Raw genomic sequence first — 19,077 nt, forward strand, 5'->3', positions numbered from 1 at the left:
CTTTGTGAGAACCCTTCACGCAAAATAGGCGGTTTTTTCGGCGCACCTCACAATTGCCGCATTTTTCTTCGCAGCACACAACAACCCGCACTCGTGCTACCAGCAGGCTGCATGCGTCTACCAAGGTCACATCAAATCAGCAGTTCAGGTACATTCTTTTTAGCACGTATGCAACCTAGCCCCATTCCCCACCTCACACGCAGAGGTAGCACGTCAGACATGCCAGCATTGTGTGAATTAAAACCCACCGGCGCCACCCCCATAATGAACCAGTTTGTAACGATCTAGCGGGAAACCGTGGGGAACACCGTCAAATAGCGCGTACACTAACAAAGTGTGCAGTTGACTCAACACAGTATCACCGTTGCAGGCGTCCACATCCTGGACGAGTATGGCCTTGCCGACATGACCATGCGCCGACTGGCCAAACGTCTTCACGTCGCACCCGGCGCGTTGTACTGGCATTTCCCCAACAAGCAGGCACTCATTTCTGCGATTAGTCAATTCATCCTCTCGGAAGTTGTCGGACCACCAACCCCACTGGACAAAGATGCGGAGCCTACCAAGGCGGATGCGGACGAGGCGACGTCGACACGTGAGGATGCTGTGCCACCAGCGGAACTGTGCGCCACTATCCGTACGTTGATGCTCGCGCACCGCGACGGTGCTGAATTGGTTAACGCCGCACTGTCAGACAACGGACTGCGCGAAACCCTTGAGGGTCACATCACCCGGGCGTTGGTGCACTCCTTCAGTAAGGATACGGAGGCGACATCGCACCCATCACAACCTTTACTGGAAACCGGTGCGACGACATTGCTTCATTTTGTCATGGGCGCAACTATGAACGAACAGTCCGCATTACAGCTCATGCGGGACACCAATCCGGGTGGGGCGGATGTTGATGAAAAGCTCACTACCGCTAGCAATGCGTTTCAAATAACTTTCGAAAACGGAATTGAGATAATTCTCAACGGTTTGGCTACAACAATGGGGACAGCCAGCCTATAAAATACTCCAGTATGAGTAGCACCTACGAACATAGCTTTCAGGTTTGGCCCGGTGAGGCGTACCCCCTCGGCTCTACTTATGACGGCGCGGGAACAAACTTTGCGCTTTTCTCCGATGTGGCAGAACGCGTGGAACTGTGCCTTCTAGATCGTGAAGACAACGAAACCCGCATCAACATCGAAGAAGTCGATGCCCACATCTGGCACTGCTATATTCCCGGGATTCAACCAGGCCAACGCTATGGCTACCGTGTCTACGGCCCCTACGACCCCGCAAATGGCCACCGTTGTGACCCCAACAAACTGCTCGTAGACCCCTACGCAAAAGCCTTCGACGGTGAGTTCGACGGGCACCCTTCCCTTTTTAGCTACGACATCACTGACCCCGGCAACCCCGAGGGCCGCAACACCGAAGACAGCTTGGGGCACACCATGAAGTCCGTGGTGATTAACCCCTTCTTCGACTGGGCCAATGACCGAGCGCCCCGGACCCCTTACCACGAAACCGTAATCTATGAGGCGCACGTCAAGGGCATGACCATGACCCATCCGGACGTACCCGACAACCTCCGCGGAACCTACGCAGGGCTTGCACACCCTGCGATTATTAGCTATTTGAAGGATTTAGGTATAACGGCGATTGAGCTAATGCCGGTGCACCAATTCCTTCAGGACGACCGGCTCCGCGAATTGGGGTTACGCAATTACTGGGGCTACAACTCCTTCGGATTCTTTGCCCCCCACCAGGAATACGCCGCCGCCCGCAAACCCGGCGGGGCCGTCGCCGAATTCAAAAACATGGTCCGTGCCTTCCACGAAGCAGGCATCGAAGTCATCTTGGACGTGGTGTACAACCACACCGCCGAAGGCAACCACATGGGCCCCACCATTGCTTTCCGCGGCATTGACAACGCCGCCTACTACCGGCTGGTGGACGGCGATAAATACCACTACATGGACTACACGGGCACCGGAAACTCCCTCAACGTCCGTGACCCGCACACCCTGCAGCTGATCATGGATTCCCTGCGGTACTGGGTGCAGGAAATGCACGTCGACGGCTTCCGTTTCGACCTGGCCTCCACACTCGCCCGCGAACTCCACGACGTGGATCGTCTCGCCGCCTTCTTCGACCTGGTGCAGCAAGACCCGGTGGTTTCCCAAGTCAAACTCATCGCTGAGCCTTGGGACGTCGGCGAGGGTGGCTATCAGGTGGGTAACTTCCCACCCCTCTGGACCGAATGGAACGGCAAATACCGCGACACCGTGCGCGACTTCTGGCGCGGCGAACCTGCCACCCTCGGCGAATTTGCCTCCCGCCTCACCGGCTCCTCCGACCTTTACGCCAATAACGGACGACGCCCCACCGCCTCCATCAACTTTGTCATCGCCCACGACGGCTTCACCCTCAACGACCTGGTCAGCTACAACGAAAAGCACAACATGGCCAATGGTGAAGGCAACCGCGACGGCGAAAGCCACAACCGATCCTGGAACTGTGGTGTGGAAGGCCCCACCACCGACCCGAGCATCCTGAAACTCCGCGCCCAGCAGCGACGAAACTTCCTCACCACACTGCTGCTCTCCCAGGGCACACCCATGATCGCCCACGGCGACGAAATGGCCCGCACCCAAAGCGGCAACAACAACGTCTACTGCCAAGACTCGCCACTCAGCTGGATCAACTGGAACCAACTCGAAGAATTCGACCCCCTAGTCAAATTCACCCGGCGTTTGCTGCGCATCCGCGCCAACCACCCCGTTTTCCGACGCCGCCGCTTCCTTGCCGGCGGTCCCCTCGGCGAAGACATGAAGCAACGCGACATCGCGTGGCTGGTCCCCTCCGGCAAACTCATGACCCAAGCCGACTGGGACTTCTTCTTTGGCAAATCCCTCATGGTGTACCTCAACGGCGACGCCATCGCCGAGCCCGACAGCCGCGGCCAACGCATCGTCGACGACTCCTTCATCCTCTGCTTCAACGCCCACCACGAAAGCATCGAATTCACCCTGCCCGACAAACGTTTCGGCCAGCGGTGGAAACTCATCGTGGACACCACTGAAGACACCGGATACCCCCTCACCGCCGAAATTATCGACGCCGACGGCACCATCGAAGTCCCCGCACGCTCCACCATGCTGCTCAAGCAAATCGAGCCGCCCGTCTACGACGATGCCGACTCAGGGGAAAGCTCCGCTGAGGTTGCCGAAAGCACCACGACTGATGCGTCAGCTGAGGAGACTGAGGCCAGTGCTCCCACGCCGCGCACACCCGCCGTGATGAATCCACCCAAGCACGTGGATGCCACCCCGCCACCCACGAAGGCGGACATGCAGCAAGCTGCGGAACCCTATGTTGACGAGTACTCTGATGACTACTCCAATGACGCCAGCGGCGCCGTTGACGATTACAGCTAAGCCCAAGCTCAGCCCGCGAAAGGACACCCTTGTGATCTCCGCCCACGGCGCGACCATTGACGTCACCTCCCGGACCGTCACAATCACCTACAGCCCACTCCTCGCGGCGCTGCAATCAACCCACGGAGCTGCGGAAGGCGGGGCGTCGACAAGCACCCGCCTCAGCATCAGCGACATTACTGATATTGACACGCGGCACCCCACCGCCGTTGACCTCGGGTGGGCGCGGCTCGGCGGGGTGAACCACACCATCCGATTCGCCCCCAACCAAGAAAACGAACTCGACACGCTGCTCGCCATGATCGACAGCGCTCGCAACGGCGAACTCCCTGACGAACCCGCCGCCTTCATTCCCGGGTTCAACTTCGTGGCCATTGACGTGGAAACCGCCAACGATGACTGGGGGTCCATCTGCCAAATCGGTGTCGTCCGCTACACCAACGGCCAGGCCGGTGCTAGTGACTCCTGGCTCTGCACGCCCCCTCCCGGGCTCGAACGTTTCGACGCCCTGAATATCGGCATTCACGGCATCACACCCGACGACGTAGCCGACGCGCCCGCCTTCGGAGACGTTCTCGGGGACGTTGTCGCAGCCGTCGGGGAACTTCCCGTGGTCGCCCACAACGCCCAATTCGACATGACTGCCTTTTCCCGCGCCTGCGCCGCCGCCGGGCAACCCGTTCCCCACTGGACATTCGGCTGCTCGCTGGCCCTCGCGCGGGCCGCCAAACTCGGCATCAGCAACCACCGGCTCCCCACCGTCGCTGCACATTTTGGCGTTGAACTGACGAAACACCACGATGCGCTTTCCGACGCCCGCGCGTGCGGCGACATCATCGTCGGGTTGGCGTCGACTGGAGTTTCTGGTGGTTCGGGCGCATCAGGTGACGAAGGTTTTGCCGGGTTCTTCTGGGCCTCCGGCTTCACTCTTGGTGAACTCACCCCTGATAAAGTGCTTCCCGTACTGCGCGCTGATGCGCGCGGACTCAACATCGCGGCGCAACGTAACCGTCTTTTCCCTGGGACTATGGTTGAAGCTGCTGCTGAGGTACCGGAAGAAAAGCCACGACGCAGGCAACGGCCGGCCTGGGAAAAAGCCGCCACACCCAGCGTCATTCCCGAGACCAACACCGAGGCCGACCCGGAAGGCGCGCTCTACGGCCACAATGTCACACTCACCGGCGACTTCGAGCCATACGATAAATCCATGCTCTGGTCCGGCATCGCGGAGCGCGGCGGCGTGATCGGCAAAAACGTCACCAAAAAGACCACCCTGCTTGTGTGCGGGCCGTGGCACACCGTCACGTCCAAGCAGAAACGCGCCGAAGAACTCATCGAAAAAGGCCAGGACATCACGCTCTGGACCGCCGACCAGCTTTACCGCGAACTGGGGCTGGACGAGGACCCACCGTTTTAGGGGACCTCTCCCCCGTGTTCCCTTGTTCGTTAGTCTGGCGCCTCAGCCATCAAGATGATTCAACAGCGTTGGAACAAATTCCTGGTAGTACTGGAACACCCCTCCGTGACCAGAGTTGGGGTAAATCACCAAGGTACTGTTGGGAATACGCTGATGCATGTCTTCAGACAGTGGGGTGGGAACCATACGGTCATAATCACCATTGGCAATTAACGTAGGGGCAGTGATCGTGCTCAAGTCCTGTGGCTCCTGGCTACCCCACGCCTTGATTGCGGCAAGTTGCCTACGAAAAGCGCCGAGCGTAATAGGTTTATCTCGATCCATGACACGTTCATGAATTCGCGCAAGATAGTCACGAGCTGCGGTTTTGCCGGTAGGTGTACGCGGGAAAAAGAGGAATTCCTTGGCATCAGTGCGAGCGAGCACGCCACGCAACATATCGACATAAACATAGGCCGCTCCGGTGGGACGATTGATGCCGTGACCTCCGGCTGGGCCCGTACCGGCAAGAACAAGCCGTCGAACCAAACTGGGGTTGTCCAGGGTAACTTGCTGGGCGATGAATCCCCCCAGTGAGAACCCCATAAGATCAATGTGCGTGAGTCCAAGGGCTGCAATGAAAGCGCGCGCTACATCAGCCATACCCTTAATTGTTGATGGCACTTTCCCAGTGGAGCCACCAACACCGGGGAGTTCAATGGCAATAACGCGGCGACCAGCCGCAAGGGCGTCTACAACACGGGGATCCCACTCATCCAGCGTGGCACCAAGGTGAGTAAGCAGCACAATGGGAGTACCACCATCAACCCCAAGATCCCGGTACGCAAGGGTTTCACCGTTAACTGGCAGGTACCTCGTGAGCGCTTCGTTCCATTGGGTAGCGCGGTCAGCTGTGGCATGAGTATCAGACATCGGCAGTAACCTCCTCCGGGTTGGTTGTGACGAGAACTTTGCCGCGAGTTTTGCCAGAAAGAAGCTGATTGAGTGCGATGAGTGTGTCATTGAAGGGTAGGACCCGATCGATGACGGGTTTGAGGATGCCTTCATCAACAAGTTCGGCAACAGTGCGCAATGCTGCACCATCAGGCTTGATAAACAAAAAACGATAACGTACGCCGAGCTTACGGGCCTGGCGGCGTAGTCGAAAACTGAGGACCGATAGGGCAAATTTGACCACTGGGCCAGCACCAGCCTGGTCAGCGAGCGTCGGTTCGGGGCTACCTGCAATACCGACAACAACTCCACCACGGCGCAGCACCTGCAGTGATCGCGACGTTATGTCTCCTCCTTGGGTGTCTACGACTATGTCGACAGGGGTATTGGCCAAACGCTCAACGAAGTCTTCGTTGCGATAGTCGATGATGATGTCTGCACCGAGTGCCCGCACATCATCAGCGCTGGCAGCGGAGGCGGTAGTAGCTACAGTGGCACCAAGGTGCTTGGCAAGCTGAATGACAGCAGATCCGACACCACCAGCGCCACCATGCACCAATACCGTTTGACCCGCTTGAAGGTGACCGATACTCACCAATGCCTGCCATGCGGTCAAAGCGACGACTGGCAGAGCAGCCGCGTGAGTCAGCGATACGTTGCGGGGTGCATGGGCGAGAGCATCAACGTCAACCGCGACGGTCTCGGCCCATGTTCCCATACCGACAACGCCGGTATAGCCGTAGACCTTGTCGCCGACGGCAAACTCTGTGACCTGACTACCAAGAGCGATCACTTCACCAGACAGTTCTCCACCCATTACCTTTGGCAAGTCCAGCCGAAAGACAGCCTTGAACTCGCCAACGCGTGTGCGTTCATCAGCATGATTGACCCCAGAAGCTGCCATGCGTACAAGCACCTGACGCGGGCCAGGTTCGGGGATGGGCATGTTGACGGCACGCAGAGGCTGGCCGTACTTCTCCAAAACAAATGCCTTCATGAGGTCCTTTCTGTGCCGCACAGTCGGCAACTAGTTACAAAATGTTACTGGATTCAACCATAGGCGATGCAGTAACATAATGCAACCACTATTGAGGAGACATGATGTTATCCGAGCCCCGCTCAAACTGCCCAATCAACCGAAGCCTTGAAATGTTGGGAGATCGATGGAGCATGCTGATCTTGCGAGACATTATTCTCCATGACCGGCGCTCCTTCCGTGACCTGCTCACCGGCAGTGCAGAAGGCATCAGCGCCCCGGTACTATCCCGCCGATTAGGCGACCTGGTTAAGGCAGGCTTCCTGACCAAAAGCGATGTCACCCGCGGCAAACAGGGCAAATACTCACTCACCGACACAGGACTAGCAACTGTGCCACTACTCATTGAGCTTGGCCGCCTCGGTGTCTGCATCGACCCGTCAACAAGGAATAACGCCCCTGATTTCGGCACAGACCCCACCGAACTTGCCACCCGCATCGCCGCCCTCCGCGATGCTCATGGCGCGTCTCCACAACAGTGATTTTTCATCACGTAGGGAACCACACTGGCGTGCATCGCAGTCTAAGTGGGTATGACAACGTCCATACGAACATCGCTTGACCTGGGCACAGTACTTCCTCGTCTGGAAAGAAATGACCATAACGCAGCGGGAATGCTGCTGCAGCAACCACCGTCAATATCCCTGTCGCCACAGTTGGTGGCTCGCTTCTACAGCAACGGGACACAAGTGACCCACGAACAGCTGGATGAGGTGGGCGTTGGGGTTCTTCACCTGTGGGATCATGCCGCAGAAAACCTGGTGGAACAGTGTGGGGATGGCACTACGATCAAACTGAAGATGAGAAACGCCGGCGTGCTGGTCGGGCTAGATGTCGTGGGATGCCAGGTGTCGCTGGGCGTCGATAAGCGCGGCGAACAAGTGGAACCCACAACGCTGGTGACGCACCCCCATACCTTTGATGCGCTGGACCGTCACATGCGTGCGCTGCTGAGGGCCGAGCCGACATACTACGCGCCAACCCCGCAGGTACTTCTGGCTGTGCACCCGCGTACCGACGTCGCGACGCTGCAGGTGTGGCTCGCGGCAACCGAGGTGACGCTGACCGCCACGCCGTTTACCTGCCTGTACGGCTATCCCCGACCAGTCAGGTTGCAGTAGTTACACTGTTAGGCGTTATGACAGCAACACTTGAACGCATCTACACCGAGTGGACAGCCGCGCACCCGCACGCAGCGGAGGATTTTCACTCCACCATCGAAGATCTGCTGGTGGACGCGGGTGTGGCCTTTGATCGCGTGACCGTGCGGGTGAAAGACCTGCGCTCCCTCAACGCAAAAGCCGCAAAACGTGACAGTGACGGCAACCCCATCTACCCCGACCCGTGGGCAGACATTCACGACGTGGTAGGCGTGCGCGTAACCACCTATCACTCCACCGAGATTCCCACGGTACTATCCGTGCTACAGGATTCGTTTATCCTGGAGAAATCCGTGGACAAGGCGGAGGAAACAAAAATCTCCGGCGGCTTCGGCTACGGGTCTCACCACCTCACCCTCACGGTTCCTCAAGGCATGCAGGACCTCGAAGACTACGCTGATTTCACCTTTGAAGTGCAGGTTCGCACCGTCCTGCAACACGCGTGGGCGGAATTTGAACACGACATCCGCTACAAACGCCCCGCCGACGCCCTGGACCCCCGCATTGACCGTGCCTTCACGCTGGCGGCGGGGCTGATCGAACTCGCAGACCAGCAATTCGACCAGATCGCCGCGATCAAAGAAGTGGAAGCAGCCGAAACACGTGAACAGGACCAGGACGAGCACACCCGCGACGTGGCCATCACCGCCGACATGCTACCCGGCATGCTGGCCACCATCCTGGGCAACCGCTTCTCCAGCTCGCGGACCAGCACCTACCCGTGGCTGGAGGAGATTCTGGAAGCAAACGGGATCACCACCCTGGGGGAACTGCGCGATCTCCTTAAACCCGCCGCCATCGACCATGTGGAACGCGCTATCCGATACCGCTTCTCCCCCGGACAGGCACGCATTGTTGATGATCTTCTGCTGCACCGCTTCGGCACGCAACACATCGAACGCACCGCCAAAATCGGGAAAAATCCCAGGTCGCGGCTGGCAAAATTAAAAAATAGGATAAAAATGTTGCAAAGTGAACAAAATTAGCTGTGAAGGAGTACGGTATGTAGATGATAAAACTTTGCATACCTACATAAGCAAGGAGATAGAACCATGGGTTCCACAGCAATGCTTCTCGACTTTCTACACGTCTGGGCACTCACCAGCGCAGACTTCTTCCGCGGGTTCGGCGTTGATTTCCCGCCGCCCTCATGGGGAGTCAACGTCTAGAGCAACCGGACGTTAGCCTCGCCCACGTAATCGGTCAATCTCGCGGCGCTCCCGCTTAGTGGGGCGCCCGGCACCGCGATCACGCTTGGGCATGGACGCAATGAGTTCCTTCGGAGGGGGCGGGGGCGAATGGTCGACGTAGCAATCGCGTGCTACGGATGCACCGACGCGGCGTCGAATATCATCGACCACCTCCACATCAAACTGACGGTGATCCACCCACACGCGCACCCGGTCACCTGGGGAGACGGCGTGCGAGGGCTTCACTGACACACCATTGACCTTCACGTGCCCGGCCTTGCACGCCTCGGCGGCCTGCGGGCGGGTTTTTACCAGGCGAACGGCCCAAATCCAGGCATCTACACGCGTCATGGAAACTTCCCCTCGTTCCGCTAATCCCGGTGGTTAATAATGCGGCGGACCCGGCGGTAATTCACAAAGCCGCCGACCACGGCGATAATCAGCCCAAGAAACAGAAAAAACGACGCCCCGGTAATAGTGCTTAGCAAGATACCACCGGCGGCACCCCCGACCACGCTGACAACACCATTGCGGGAGTAGGTACGTACCGCGCGTTTACGCTGCTCGATGGGGTTACGTGGGTACTGTTGCATGCTCATGATCACCCAGTGTAGTCGCTAACCTCAATCCAGCTAGCGCCAATGCGCTCAGGCTGCACAGAACCTTTTGTCAGAGAAGCCACAGTATGCAACAAGGTGTCGTCGTCCGCCGCAGCAACTCGTAACGTCGCCTCCGCACCATAATCCACACCCACAATCTCTATGTGGGTTCTCGCGGTCGTGGCCCGCAGCTCCGCCTCCAACCTGCCCGCCTGCGCATGCGGAACCGCCAACGCCCACACCGTCAGCTGTTGGCGACGCACGCGGGGTACCTCTGGCAGCACCAGCGACACCGCGTCCGAATACGCGCGCACCAGTCCGCCCGTCCCCAACTTCACCCCGCCGAAATACCGCACCACCACGGCCGCGATGTCGAGCATCCCACTCCCCCGCAGCACATCCAGCATCGGCTGGCCCGCCGTGCCCGAGGGTTCGCCATCGTCGCTGGACCGCTCCACCGGGTTCGCACCCTCCACCGCATAAATGAAGGCGCTGCAATGATGCCGCGCATCCGGGTACTCCGCACGGGTGGCCTGAATAAAGGCCCGAGCCTCATCCTCGCTGCTCACCCGCCGAATCAGCGTGATAAACTGCGAGCGCTTCACCTCCAGCTCGCCTGTGGTGGTGATGCCCGCCGTCGGTGCCGCATACGAATCCATGCCGTTTCCTCGCTTTAGGTATGTTTGGGCACAAACCGCGCCACCAGAAGGGCTACTCCCAGCGCCGCCGCCGCTGCCACGATTGAGGATGCCACGACCCCCAGCCGAAACGCATCATCCGCCGCCGCAATCACCTGCGCATCCCCCGCCGCCAGCTCATGCGCCCTGGTCAGGGACTCCCGCGCCGCCTCCGGAACATGAGTGGTGAGGCTGAGCCGGTACCCGTAGACGGCCAGCAGCACCGAGCCCAGCACCGCCGTACCAAACGCACCGCCCAGCTCATAGCCCGTTTCGCTTAACGACGCCGCGGCTCCCGCACGGTCCGGCGGTGCTGCGGACAAAATAAAGTCATTACTCACCGGGTCGATCATTCCCACGCCGACACCGAGCACCGCAAAACCAATGCCCAGCCACACACCAGAGCCACCAATATGCTCAAACACAGCGAGCGCATCCGCCCCGAGAATAAGGCTGGCCACTGCGGTAATCAGAAACGCGCGAATGAGAATTTTACGTGAGGACAAGCCCGTCATGATACGGCCCGTAATCAGCGTGGCCACCAGCGAACTCAGCAGCCCCGGAATCATCATCAATGCTGTCTGCACGGGGCTATAACCCAGCACCAATTGCAAATACTGGCTCAAATAAAACAGCATGCCAATATACAAAAACATGGACACGCCATTGACCACCACAACGGTGGTATACACGGGGTCCTTAAGTAACGCGACGTCGATAAGCGGGTGGGGTGTGGAACGCACATGGCGTGTGAGGAGAAAGCCCGTCACTGCTGTTGTGACGGCAGCGAGGGCGACCAAGAGCGATGGGCCCTCGACCGGCAGAACCTTGATCACATACACTAGCGAAAACAGCGCAATAATGCTGAGTACCGCGCCTTTGACATCAAAAAGATCGGTGTTTGTGGGGGCGCTTTTCGGAAGAACACACAGGCCACCGAGAATAATCGCCGCGACCAGCGGAACATTAATCAGAAACACCGAGCCCCAGTGAAAATTCTCCAGCAAAAAGCCGCCCAGCAACGGGCCGACCGCGGCACCCACCGAATACACCGCCACCCACAACGACACCGCGCGGGCACGCTCTGCTGCGTTGTTAAACATGGACCTGATCAGCGACAACGTGGACGGCATCAGCGTGGCACCTGCGGCGCCCTGCACCGCGCGAGCCGCGATCAGCATTTCTGGTGTGCGTGAAAACGCCGCCGCGACCGAGGCGAGACCAAAGAAAAACGCGCCCCACAACAACAAACGGCGACGGCCAATACGATCCCCCACCGTGCCCATGGTAACCAGCAACGCCGCCACCACAAATGCATACACATCCACCACCCACAGCATTTGGGTGGCGGAGGGGTAAAGATCCGTGGTAATCGCGGGAATGGCGAAATTCAACACCGTTGTGTCAATAGCCAAAATGGCAATAGCGCAACACAATACCGCGAGGCCCCACCAGCGGAGAGGGTAAGGTGCGGCGGGGTCTGAAGCGGTGTCTGGGGCGGGGACTGAAGCGGTGTCTGGGGCGGGGTCGGTCATACCAAGAAACCGTACTCCGGCGTGTCTGGTTTCAACTGCTGACAATGCAGATGCGATTCCTCCATGCGCTGCAACAACGGTTCCATATCTGCGGCGTCACCCAATTGCAGACCAACCAACGCCACGCCCGTTTCGCGGTTGTTCCGCTTCAAATATTCAAAACGCGTAATGTCATCATTCGGGCCCAAAATGTCCGTGAGAAACAGGCGAAGCTGGCCCGGTTCCTGCGGGAAATCCACCAAGAAATAATGCTTCAAACCGCGGTGAACAAGCGAACGCTCCACAATCTCGTTATAGCGCAGCACATCATTATTACCGCCCGAAATAATGCAGACAATCACCTCGCCCTTACGCGCGCGATACTCCCCCAAACCCGTCACCGACAACGCGCCCGCAGGCTCCGCGACAATGCCCTCATTCTGGTACAAATCCAGCATCTCCGTGCAGACTGCACCCTCGCTCACATCCATCAGATGCACCCGCGAACGGTGCTCATCCATCACCTGGTAATTATTGTCACCAATACGCTTTACCGCCGCGCCGTCGACAAACGGATCGATGTCCTGGAGAGTCACCGGGCCGTCGTTTTCTAGGGCCGCCTTCATCGATGCTGCTGAGGAGGGCTCCACACCGACGATCGCCGTGCGTGGGGCCATATCCGCCAGGTAGCTCGCCACGCCCGAAATCAAGCCGCCGCCGCCAACAGGCACAATAATCGTATCCGCCTGCTTGCCCAGCGCCGTCAACTGCGCAAGAATCTCCGCCGCAACCGTGCCCTGACCAACGATGGTCTCGCGAGCATCGAAAGGCTCCACCAGCGTCGCGCCCGTCTCCGCCGCATATTCCTTTGCCGCCTGCGACGCCTCATCAAAGGTGGTACCAGTGAGCATCAGCTCAACATTGCCATTACCGTGCACGCGAATGCGATCCAGCTTCTGCTTCGGTGTCTGCTTCGGCACATAAATACGGCCCTTGATCTGCAGTTTCTTACAGGCATAAGCCACGCCCTGCGCATGATTGCCTGCCGACGCCGCGACAATCCCCGCCTCACGCTCCTCCGGCGTCAACTGCGCAATATTGTTGTAGGCACCGCGAATCTTATAGGAACGCACATCCTGCAGATCCTCACGCTTCAAATACACCTCCGCGCCCGTCTGCTCGGACAAACGCGGGCAATACTGTAGAGGCGTCGGGGCGATCACGCTGGAAATGCGGGCCTGGGCCAGCTGGATATCGGCAGCGTGAATGGGAAGCATGGGGAGTGTGGTGGGCCTGCTGGTTTTGCTGGGGGTGGGGGTCCCGGCGGTGGTTGTTGGCTTGGCGGCGGCTCCGGCGTCGGCGCTATCGGTGCGAACGGTCATGGGGAGGATTCTAGTCCCGATGCTGGTGGGAATCGAACCAGGGTGCGGGAGGGTGGGAGACTTGATCTAAGAAAATGACTTGGATGCTGGTGCAAATGTCCCTAGGTAACTAAACTAAGCTCCAAACCCATATTCCCACATATAATTATTTCGATAATTTAGGCGATACCCACACTAAGTCCGCCCAGTCACCAGTTGAGTTTGTCGAGGCAAGAAACTCTATATCATTCACCTTAGAAACATCAAGTGAAATCTCTTTCATGCCTTCACCCTTCTTGACTTCTTCATTAAAAACTTCCTTGCCATTAATCCGCACAATAAATACAGCAGACTGATCATAGTTTGGCGTTTTATTCGAAAAACCAACATGCAAGTCCAGCCGTTTCCATTCTCCGCTTATATTATATTGTAGTTGCGCTTGATTTGCACATTCTTTACATCGATAATAAATTGAATTGGGTCTTAACTTATTATCAACTTCGATTGATTCATTGAAATGCAAATCCGAAAATGGAGAATATTTTATCGCCTTGAGGTCAGTCAAGTTCTTATCCTGATGCAGCGACATAGGCTCTATATCGGTAGACGTAGGACCAGCAGGTTTGTCCACTTCAGTCGTTACTGCAGTTACTGTATCAGATGAAGAAACTATGCTAGTAGATTTCCCACCAGCATCCACAATTTCCCCATCAGGCTCACCAATCCCCAACATATGCAAAATAGGTCTTGAAAATAAAAATATTACGACAACCAATATAGATAGCACCGTATACCCTATGCGGAAAAATTTCTTTTTGCGATGCGTCATATTTTGCTCAAATTGGTCAATTAGCAAACCAATCGCAAGAACTAAAAGACCGCTAATTATACTACCTGTTATATTAAAAATATCATTAACCATACATATCTCCTAATGCTATCCATAGACACACCAGACATCACATATCAACGATTACTGCGACGCTTTGACATGAAACACCATTATCACTATCCCCTATCACAGAATCAGGTCATACCTCCTGCTCCACATTCCAATCTTGCGACACTTTCCAACCTTATTATAGATTTCCAGACTCAACCTAAGGGAAAATTCAGAGAGAACCCCCTTATCGGCTCAGTCATTTTTCAATAACAGGTTTGCTAAAATTTTACAACACCCACTCTCCCGAATACTCCCAGCTAAATCCGACAGAATGTATATCATATAGTTTCTCAATTGAACTTATTTTCAATAAAGTTCCAGTGTCTGTGTTGGCTATCACATCGCCAATCACACGTCGTTTGCCCCATATCAGGTGGAAAAGAAGAATTCAGGAGGGTACTACATGCTAAGTCAGAGCATGTAGTCAACAAGAGCCAATTCTGATATCAGCTTTGCGTCTCCTCGTTACGTAACCTGACAATAACTAAACCCATCTGACCACATAACTGTCGACAGACATCCATTTGAGATACATTTTATTACCCTAAAAAGGGTGGAAAACCGTCCCGTTCGTGGGAATAACCACATATACTTTTTCGATAAGTTTTGTTAGCCAGATTTCCCCAAGGACAATACTCTACCGTCACAGTGGTGGATTTCCCTTAACTCCGTGCAGTTACCCGTGCATATGGAATATATTCGCGCAGCAACCATCCACTGGTTCGATGTTAGGGATGCCCGCTGGACCTAACCAAGTACATGATATCCAAGTACATTATGCGAAAAATGTTGTTAATGGTTCATCTTTTCATCTAGACCATTCGATGAGAAAACTTTTTGTACAAATGTCAACAATTCGCACATTTTCTTTGGCTTACCATCTATTAGGTTAATGATTGCAACATTGAATACCAGATAAATATGACTTTTAATTACCTAGATCACACTTTTTACCCCCGTTATAAGTTATCCGCCCCCAGTTTCGGGGGCAGGTAAGCACTTTCTGACCGCAAAAATTGCCCCTGCTTTTTGCATTAGCCTATATCATTCTGCCCGCATGCAGCTGTACAACCCCATCCAATAGCTCCCCACCCAGCACCCCAAAAACCGCAGCACCTAACCGCGCACCCCAAACCCCGTGCCGTCGTCAAGCACTTTCTTCCACACACCAAAACCGCCCCCCCCACCTAAAGAGGCACACAGCAACAACCACAGCCCCTACCCCAATATCCCCGGCCCCATGGCGGCTTTGAGGTCGCCCATAAGGCTTGCGGATCGGGTGACGCGAAGGTGGTCACCGAGGATCATAAGTGTGCTTTCGTCGCCGTCAACGAGTTTGAGGTACACGTCTGAGTCGCCGGAATTGGCCACGAGTACTTGTTTCAGTTTCGCGATGGTGGGCATGGTGCATTGGTCGGTGCGCATAGTCAGGCGGAGTGGTAGTCCGGCTCCGTTTCCTGGTCCAAGATCGGGGGTTTTCAAATCGTCGCAGAAGAGACTCATGCGGTCGTCGCGGATGGATATGTGTGCTTTGGCCAGAATGATATTGTCTTCGACAATTTGCGGGCTGACCAGGGCGTAGAGTTTGTTGAATACCAGGAGTTCCACGGATGCGCCGTTGTGGTCTTCAACGGTGACAATCGCCCAGGGTGAGCCGTCTTTTTTGCTGAATCGCCGGTCAACGGAGGAGATGATTCCACCGATGACTACTTCGGTGCCGTGTTTAAGTTCGCCGCCGAGAATGGTGGTGAGTTCGGTGTCGGTTTGCGCAGCAATGGCTTCTTCGTATCCGTCAAGCGGGTGCCCGGATACGTAGAGTCCGAGCATTTCGCGTTCGAGTGCGAGTTCGTGTTTGCGTTCCCATTCTTCATCGGGGACCTGCACTGCAAAGAAGTTATCTACTCCCCCGCTATCCCCGCCGCTGTCGCCAAATCCGGCAAAGAGGTCAAATTGCCCTTTATCGGCGGCTTTTTTGGTGGAGATTACGGCATCCACGGCGTCTTCGTGGATGAGCGCTAAGCCTTTTCGTGGGTGCCCAAGTGAATCGAAGGCACCGGCTTTGATCAGGGATTCGGTGACACGTTTGCTGCAGGCTACCGTGTCAATGGATTCCAAATAGTGGGAGAAGTCTTTGAATTTCCCGATTTTCCCACGGCTGTTCACAATCGAGGCCACAACATCTTCACCAACATTGCGAACTGCGCCGAGTCCGAAGCGAATATCTTCACCCACGGATTGGTACGTGTAGGCAGATTCATTTACGTCAGGTGACAATACTCGGATACCCAAGTGTCTACAGTCAGCGAGGTATATAGCGGACTTATCTTTGCGGTCTGCCACGGAGGTGAGCAACGCGGCCATGTATTCGGAGGTGTAGTTGGCTTTGAGGTACCCCGTCCAGAAAGACACCAGCCCGTAGCCCGCGGCGTGCGATTTGTTGAACGCGTAGGCGGCGAACGGTTCGATGGTGTCCCACAAAGCTTTGATGGCCTCGGACGAGAAGCCGTTTTCTTTCATCCCGGCTTCAAAGGTGACAAATTCCTTGGCCAGCACTTCGGGCTTTTTCTTACCCATGGCTTTGCGGAATCCGTCTGCTTGTCCGGCGGTGTAGTTGGCCACTTTTTGGGAAATACGCATGATCTGCTCTTGGTACACGATCAGACCATACGTTTCGTCGAGAATTTCCCGCAGTGGTTCTTCAAGTTCGGGGTGGATGGGCGTGATTTCTTCGCGGCCGTTTTTGCGGTCAGCGTACGCCCAGTGCGCGCCCACACCCATGGGCCCGGGGCGGTACAGCGCTAGAGCGGCGACGATGTCGTCAAAGCAGGTGGGTTCCATACGTTTCAACAGCTCACGCATGCCACCGGAGTCCAGCTGGAACACGCCCAGGGTGTCGCCGCGCGAAAGAAGTTCGTAGGTGGGCACGTCCTCGGTTTCCAGGGCTTCCAGGTCCAGGTCAATGCCGCGGTTGGTTTTGATGTTTTCAATGCAGTCGCCGATAACGGTGAGGTTGCGCAGCCCCAGGAAGTCCATTTTCAGCAGGCCAATGGCCTCGCAAGAGGGATACGGCCAGCCGGTGATCAGCGCGCCGTCGGCAGGCCGCTTCCACATGGGGATGCAGTCGAGCAGCGGCACGCTCGCCATAATCACGGCACAGGCGTGCACGCCGGCCTGCCTAACGACGCCCTCCAACCCCCGCGCGGTTTCGTAAATGTTGCGCACATCGGGATCATTCTCAATGAGCCCGCGCACCTCACCGGCTTCGCCATAGCGTTCGTGTTCTGGGTCCATGATGCCGTACAGCGGAATATCTTTGGCCATAATCGCGGGCGGCAATGCCTTGGTAATGCGATCGGCGATTTGGTAGCCAGGCTGCCCAAAGAGTGCGCGCGCGGAGTCTTTCAACGCTTGTTTTGTTTTCACCGTGCCAAAGGTGATCACCTGCGCGACTTTATCCTCGCCCCAGTTGTCGGCAGCGTAGCGAATCATTTCGCCGCGCCGACGGTCGTCAAAGTCAATATCAATATCGGGTGCAGAGGGTCGTTCCGGGTTGAGGAACCTCTCAAACAGCAGGCCGTGTTTAATCGGGTCGATGTTCGTGATGGTCAGCGCATACGCCACCAAAGCACCGGCAGCGGAACCACGGCCCGGCCCCACGCGAATACCAATGGAGCGCGCGTGTTTAATCAAATCCGCCACGATGAGGAAGTATGAAGGATAGCCCTTCATATCAATAACCTCAATTTCGTAGTTCGCGCGGTCAATATAGACCTGCGGAACTATCCCGCCGTCGAAACGCTCTTTCAGCCCTTCCATCACTTCATGCGTCAACCATGATGTGGGCGTGTGCCCGTCAGGAACACTGGCAATGGGCATGCGATCGTGCGGATGCGCTTCCCAGAGTTTGCTGTAATCCTGTACGCGTTCGGCAATCAGCAGCGTATTATCGCAGGCACCGGGCACAAGGTTATCCCAGGTCGCGCGCATTTCCGCGGCGGATTTAATAAAGTACCCATCGCCGTCGAATTTGAAGCGATCCGGGTCTTGCATTGTTTTGCCGGTTTGCACACAAAGCATCACTTCGTGCGCGTGGGCCTGGTCTTGCAGAACATAGTGGCAGTCGTTGGTCACCAGCGGCGGCAAATCGAGTTTCCTACCAATTTCCAGCAGCTCAGAACGCACACGATTTTCAATATCCAAGCCGTGGTCCATCAGCTCCAGGAAGTAATTTTCCTTGCCGTAAATGTCCTGCCACATGGCGGCGGCTTCCAGCGCCTCATCAAACTGCCCCAGGCGTAAACGGGTTTGTACATCCCCCGACGGACACCCCGTAGTAGCGATAATCCCGGTGGCGTTCTCCGCAATAAGATCAGCATCCATGCGGGGCCATTTACCCAACTGCCCCTCATATGACGCCATAGAGGAAAGGTAAAACAGATTTTGCAATCCGGTTGCGGTCTCCGCGATCATGGTTTGGTGCAAATAAGCACCCGATGCCGAAACGTCATCCGATTTCTGATGCGGCTCGCCCCACCGAATACGATTCTTATTGAACCGCGATTCCGGCGCCAAGTACGCCTCAATACCGATAATCGGTTTAATCCCCTCCGCCACCATCTTCTGGTAAAACGCGTCCGACCCGAACATGTTGCCGTGGTCGGTGATCCCTACCGCAGGCATACCCTGCCGCTTCACCTCAGCAGCCAGCATGTCCACCTTCGCCATCCCGTCCAGCATCGAGTACTCAGTGTGGTTATGTAGGTGCACGAAGGAAGAGTTGCTCATACCGCTGAATGATAACCGCCTTCAGACCGCCTGG

At 56.3% G+C, this 19,077-nt stretch carries 15 protein-coding genes; 6 read left to right on the forward strand and 9 right to left on the reverse strand.

Translation table 11 applies throughout. From position 1 onward, the window contains the following. Positions 1–336: 336 nt before the first annotated feature. The 3 genes from CDUR_RS08645 to CDUR_RS08655 are packed head-to-tail and all read left to right on the forward strand — an operon-like array spanning position 337 to position 4,845. A complete protein-coding gene (locus CDUR_RS08645) occupies positions 337–1,011 on the forward strand; it encodes a TetR/AcrR family transcriptional regulator (RefSeq protein WP_179417900.1) in 675 nt (224 codons plus the stop codon). Between the two features lie 11 nt (positions 1,012–1,022). Continuing rightward, positions 1,023–3,428 (forward strand): glycogen debranching protein GlgX, encoded by a 2,406-nt coding sequence (gene glgX, locus CDUR_RS08650; protein WP_179417901.1) that lies wholly within the window; start codon positions 1,023–1,025, stop codon positions 3,426–3,428. A 31-nt stretch (positions 3,429–3,459) separates the two neighbouring features. Beyond that, on the forward strand, positions 3,460–4,845 hold the full coding sequence (locus CDUR_RS08655; RefSeq protein WP_179419085.1) for a 3'-5' exonuclease: 1,386 nt from the start codon (positions 3,460–3,462) through the stop codon (positions 4,843–4,845). A 42-nt stretch (positions 4,846–4,887) separates the two neighbouring features. Here the strand turns inward: CDUR_RS08655 and CDUR_RS08660 are convergent, their stop codons facing one another. Next, the gene (locus CDUR_RS08660; protein ID WP_179417902.1) at positions 4,888–5,757 is read right to left on the reverse strand and encodes an alpha/beta fold hydrolase; all 870 of its coding nucleotides are present in this window, start codon (positions 5,755–5,757) and stop codon (positions 4,888–4,890) included. Further along, positions 5,750–6,775, reverse strand: coding sequence for an NADP-dependent oxidoreductase (locus CDUR_RS08665; protein ID WP_179417903.1), 1,026 nt, complete (start codon positions 6,773–6,775; stop codon positions 5,750–5,752). The genes CDUR_RS08660 and CDUR_RS08665 overlap by 8 nt, the downstream gene beginning before the upstream one ends. A gap of 152 nt (positions 6,776–6,927) precedes the next feature. Between CDUR_RS08665 and CDUR_RS08670 the strand changes: the two genes are divergently transcribed. From CDUR_RS08670 to CDUR_RS08680, 3 genes are read left to right on the forward strand one after another with little or no spacing between them, the layout of a single operon-like run. Next, a complete protein-coding gene (locus CDUR_RS08670; protein ID WP_218865655.1) occupies positions 6,928–7,296 on the forward strand; it encodes a winged helix-turn-helix transcriptional regulator in 369 nt (122 codons plus the stop codon). A gap of 51 nt (positions 7,297–7,347) precedes the next feature. Next, positions 7,348–7,935 (forward strand): hypothetical protein, encoded by a 588-nt coding sequence (locus tag CDUR_RS08675; RefSeq protein ID WP_179417904.1) that lies wholly within the window; start codon positions 7,348–7,350, stop codon positions 7,933–7,935. A 17-nt stretch (positions 7,936–7,952) separates the two neighbouring features. Continuing rightward, positions 7,953–8,960: a GTP pyrophosphokinase gene (locus CDUR_RS08680; RefSeq protein WP_179417905.1), complete on the forward strand. Its 1,008-nt coding sequence runs from the start codon at positions 7,953–7,955 to the stop codon at positions 8,958–8,960. A gap of 195 nt (positions 8,961–9,155) precedes the next feature. Here CDUR_RS08680 and CDUR_RS08685 read toward each other — a convergent pair whose 3' ends face one another. The 7 genes from CDUR_RS08685 to dnaE form a co-directional block, all read right to left on the reverse strand. Further along, complete coding sequence (locus CDUR_RS08685) at positions 9,156–9,515, reverse strand: RNA-binding S4 domain-containing protein (protein ID WP_179417906.1); 360 nt, start codon at positions 9,513–9,515, stop codon at positions 9,156–9,158. 20 nt (positions 9,516–9,535) lie between these two features. Then, the gene (locus tag CDUR_RS08690; protein WP_179417907.1) at positions 9,536–9,763 is read right to left on the reverse strand and encodes a hypothetical protein; all 228 of its coding nucleotides are present in this window, start codon (positions 9,761–9,763) and stop codon (positions 9,536–9,538) included. 2 nt (positions 9,764–9,765) lie between these two features. Further along, positions 9,766–10,422 (reverse strand): IMPACT family protein, encoded by a 657-nt coding sequence (locus tag CDUR_RS08695; RefSeq protein ID WP_179417908.1) that lies wholly within the window; start codon positions 10,420–10,422, stop codon positions 9,766–9,768. Between the two features lie 14 nt (positions 10,423–10,436). Beyond that, entirely contained in the window at positions 10,437–11,975 is a 1,539-nt protein-coding gene (locus CDUR_RS08700; RefSeq protein ID WP_179417909.1) for an MFS transporter, read from the reverse strand. Beyond that, a complete protein-coding gene (ilvA, locus tag CDUR_RS08705) occupies positions 11,972–13,231 on the reverse strand; it encodes a threonine ammonia-lyase IlvA (RefSeq protein ID WP_006063843.1) in 1,260 nt (419 codons plus the stop codon). Before ilvA ends, CDUR_RS08700 begins: the two co-directional genes overlap by 4 nt. 250 nt (positions 13,232–13,481) lie before the next feature. Continuing rightward, positions 13,482–14,237: an NPCBM/NEW2 domain-containing protein gene (locus CDUR_RS08710; RefSeq protein ID WP_179417910.1), complete on the reverse strand. Its 756-nt coding sequence runs from the start codon at positions 14,235–14,237 to the stop codon at positions 13,482–13,484. A 1,239-nt stretch (positions 14,238–15,476) separates the two neighbouring features. Then, positions 15,477–19,043 (reverse strand): DNA polymerase III subunit alpha, encoded by a 3,567-nt coding sequence (dnaE, locus tag CDUR_RS08715; protein ID WP_179417911.1) that lies wholly within the window; start codon positions 19,041–19,043, stop codon positions 15,477–15,479. Between the last annotated feature and the right edge of the window lie 34 nt (positions 19,044–19,077).

Source organism: Corynebacterium durum (genome assembly GCF_030408675.1).
Lineage (GTDB): Bacteria > Actinomycetota > Actinomycetes > Mycobacteriales > Mycobacteriaceae > Corynebacterium > Corynebacterium durum.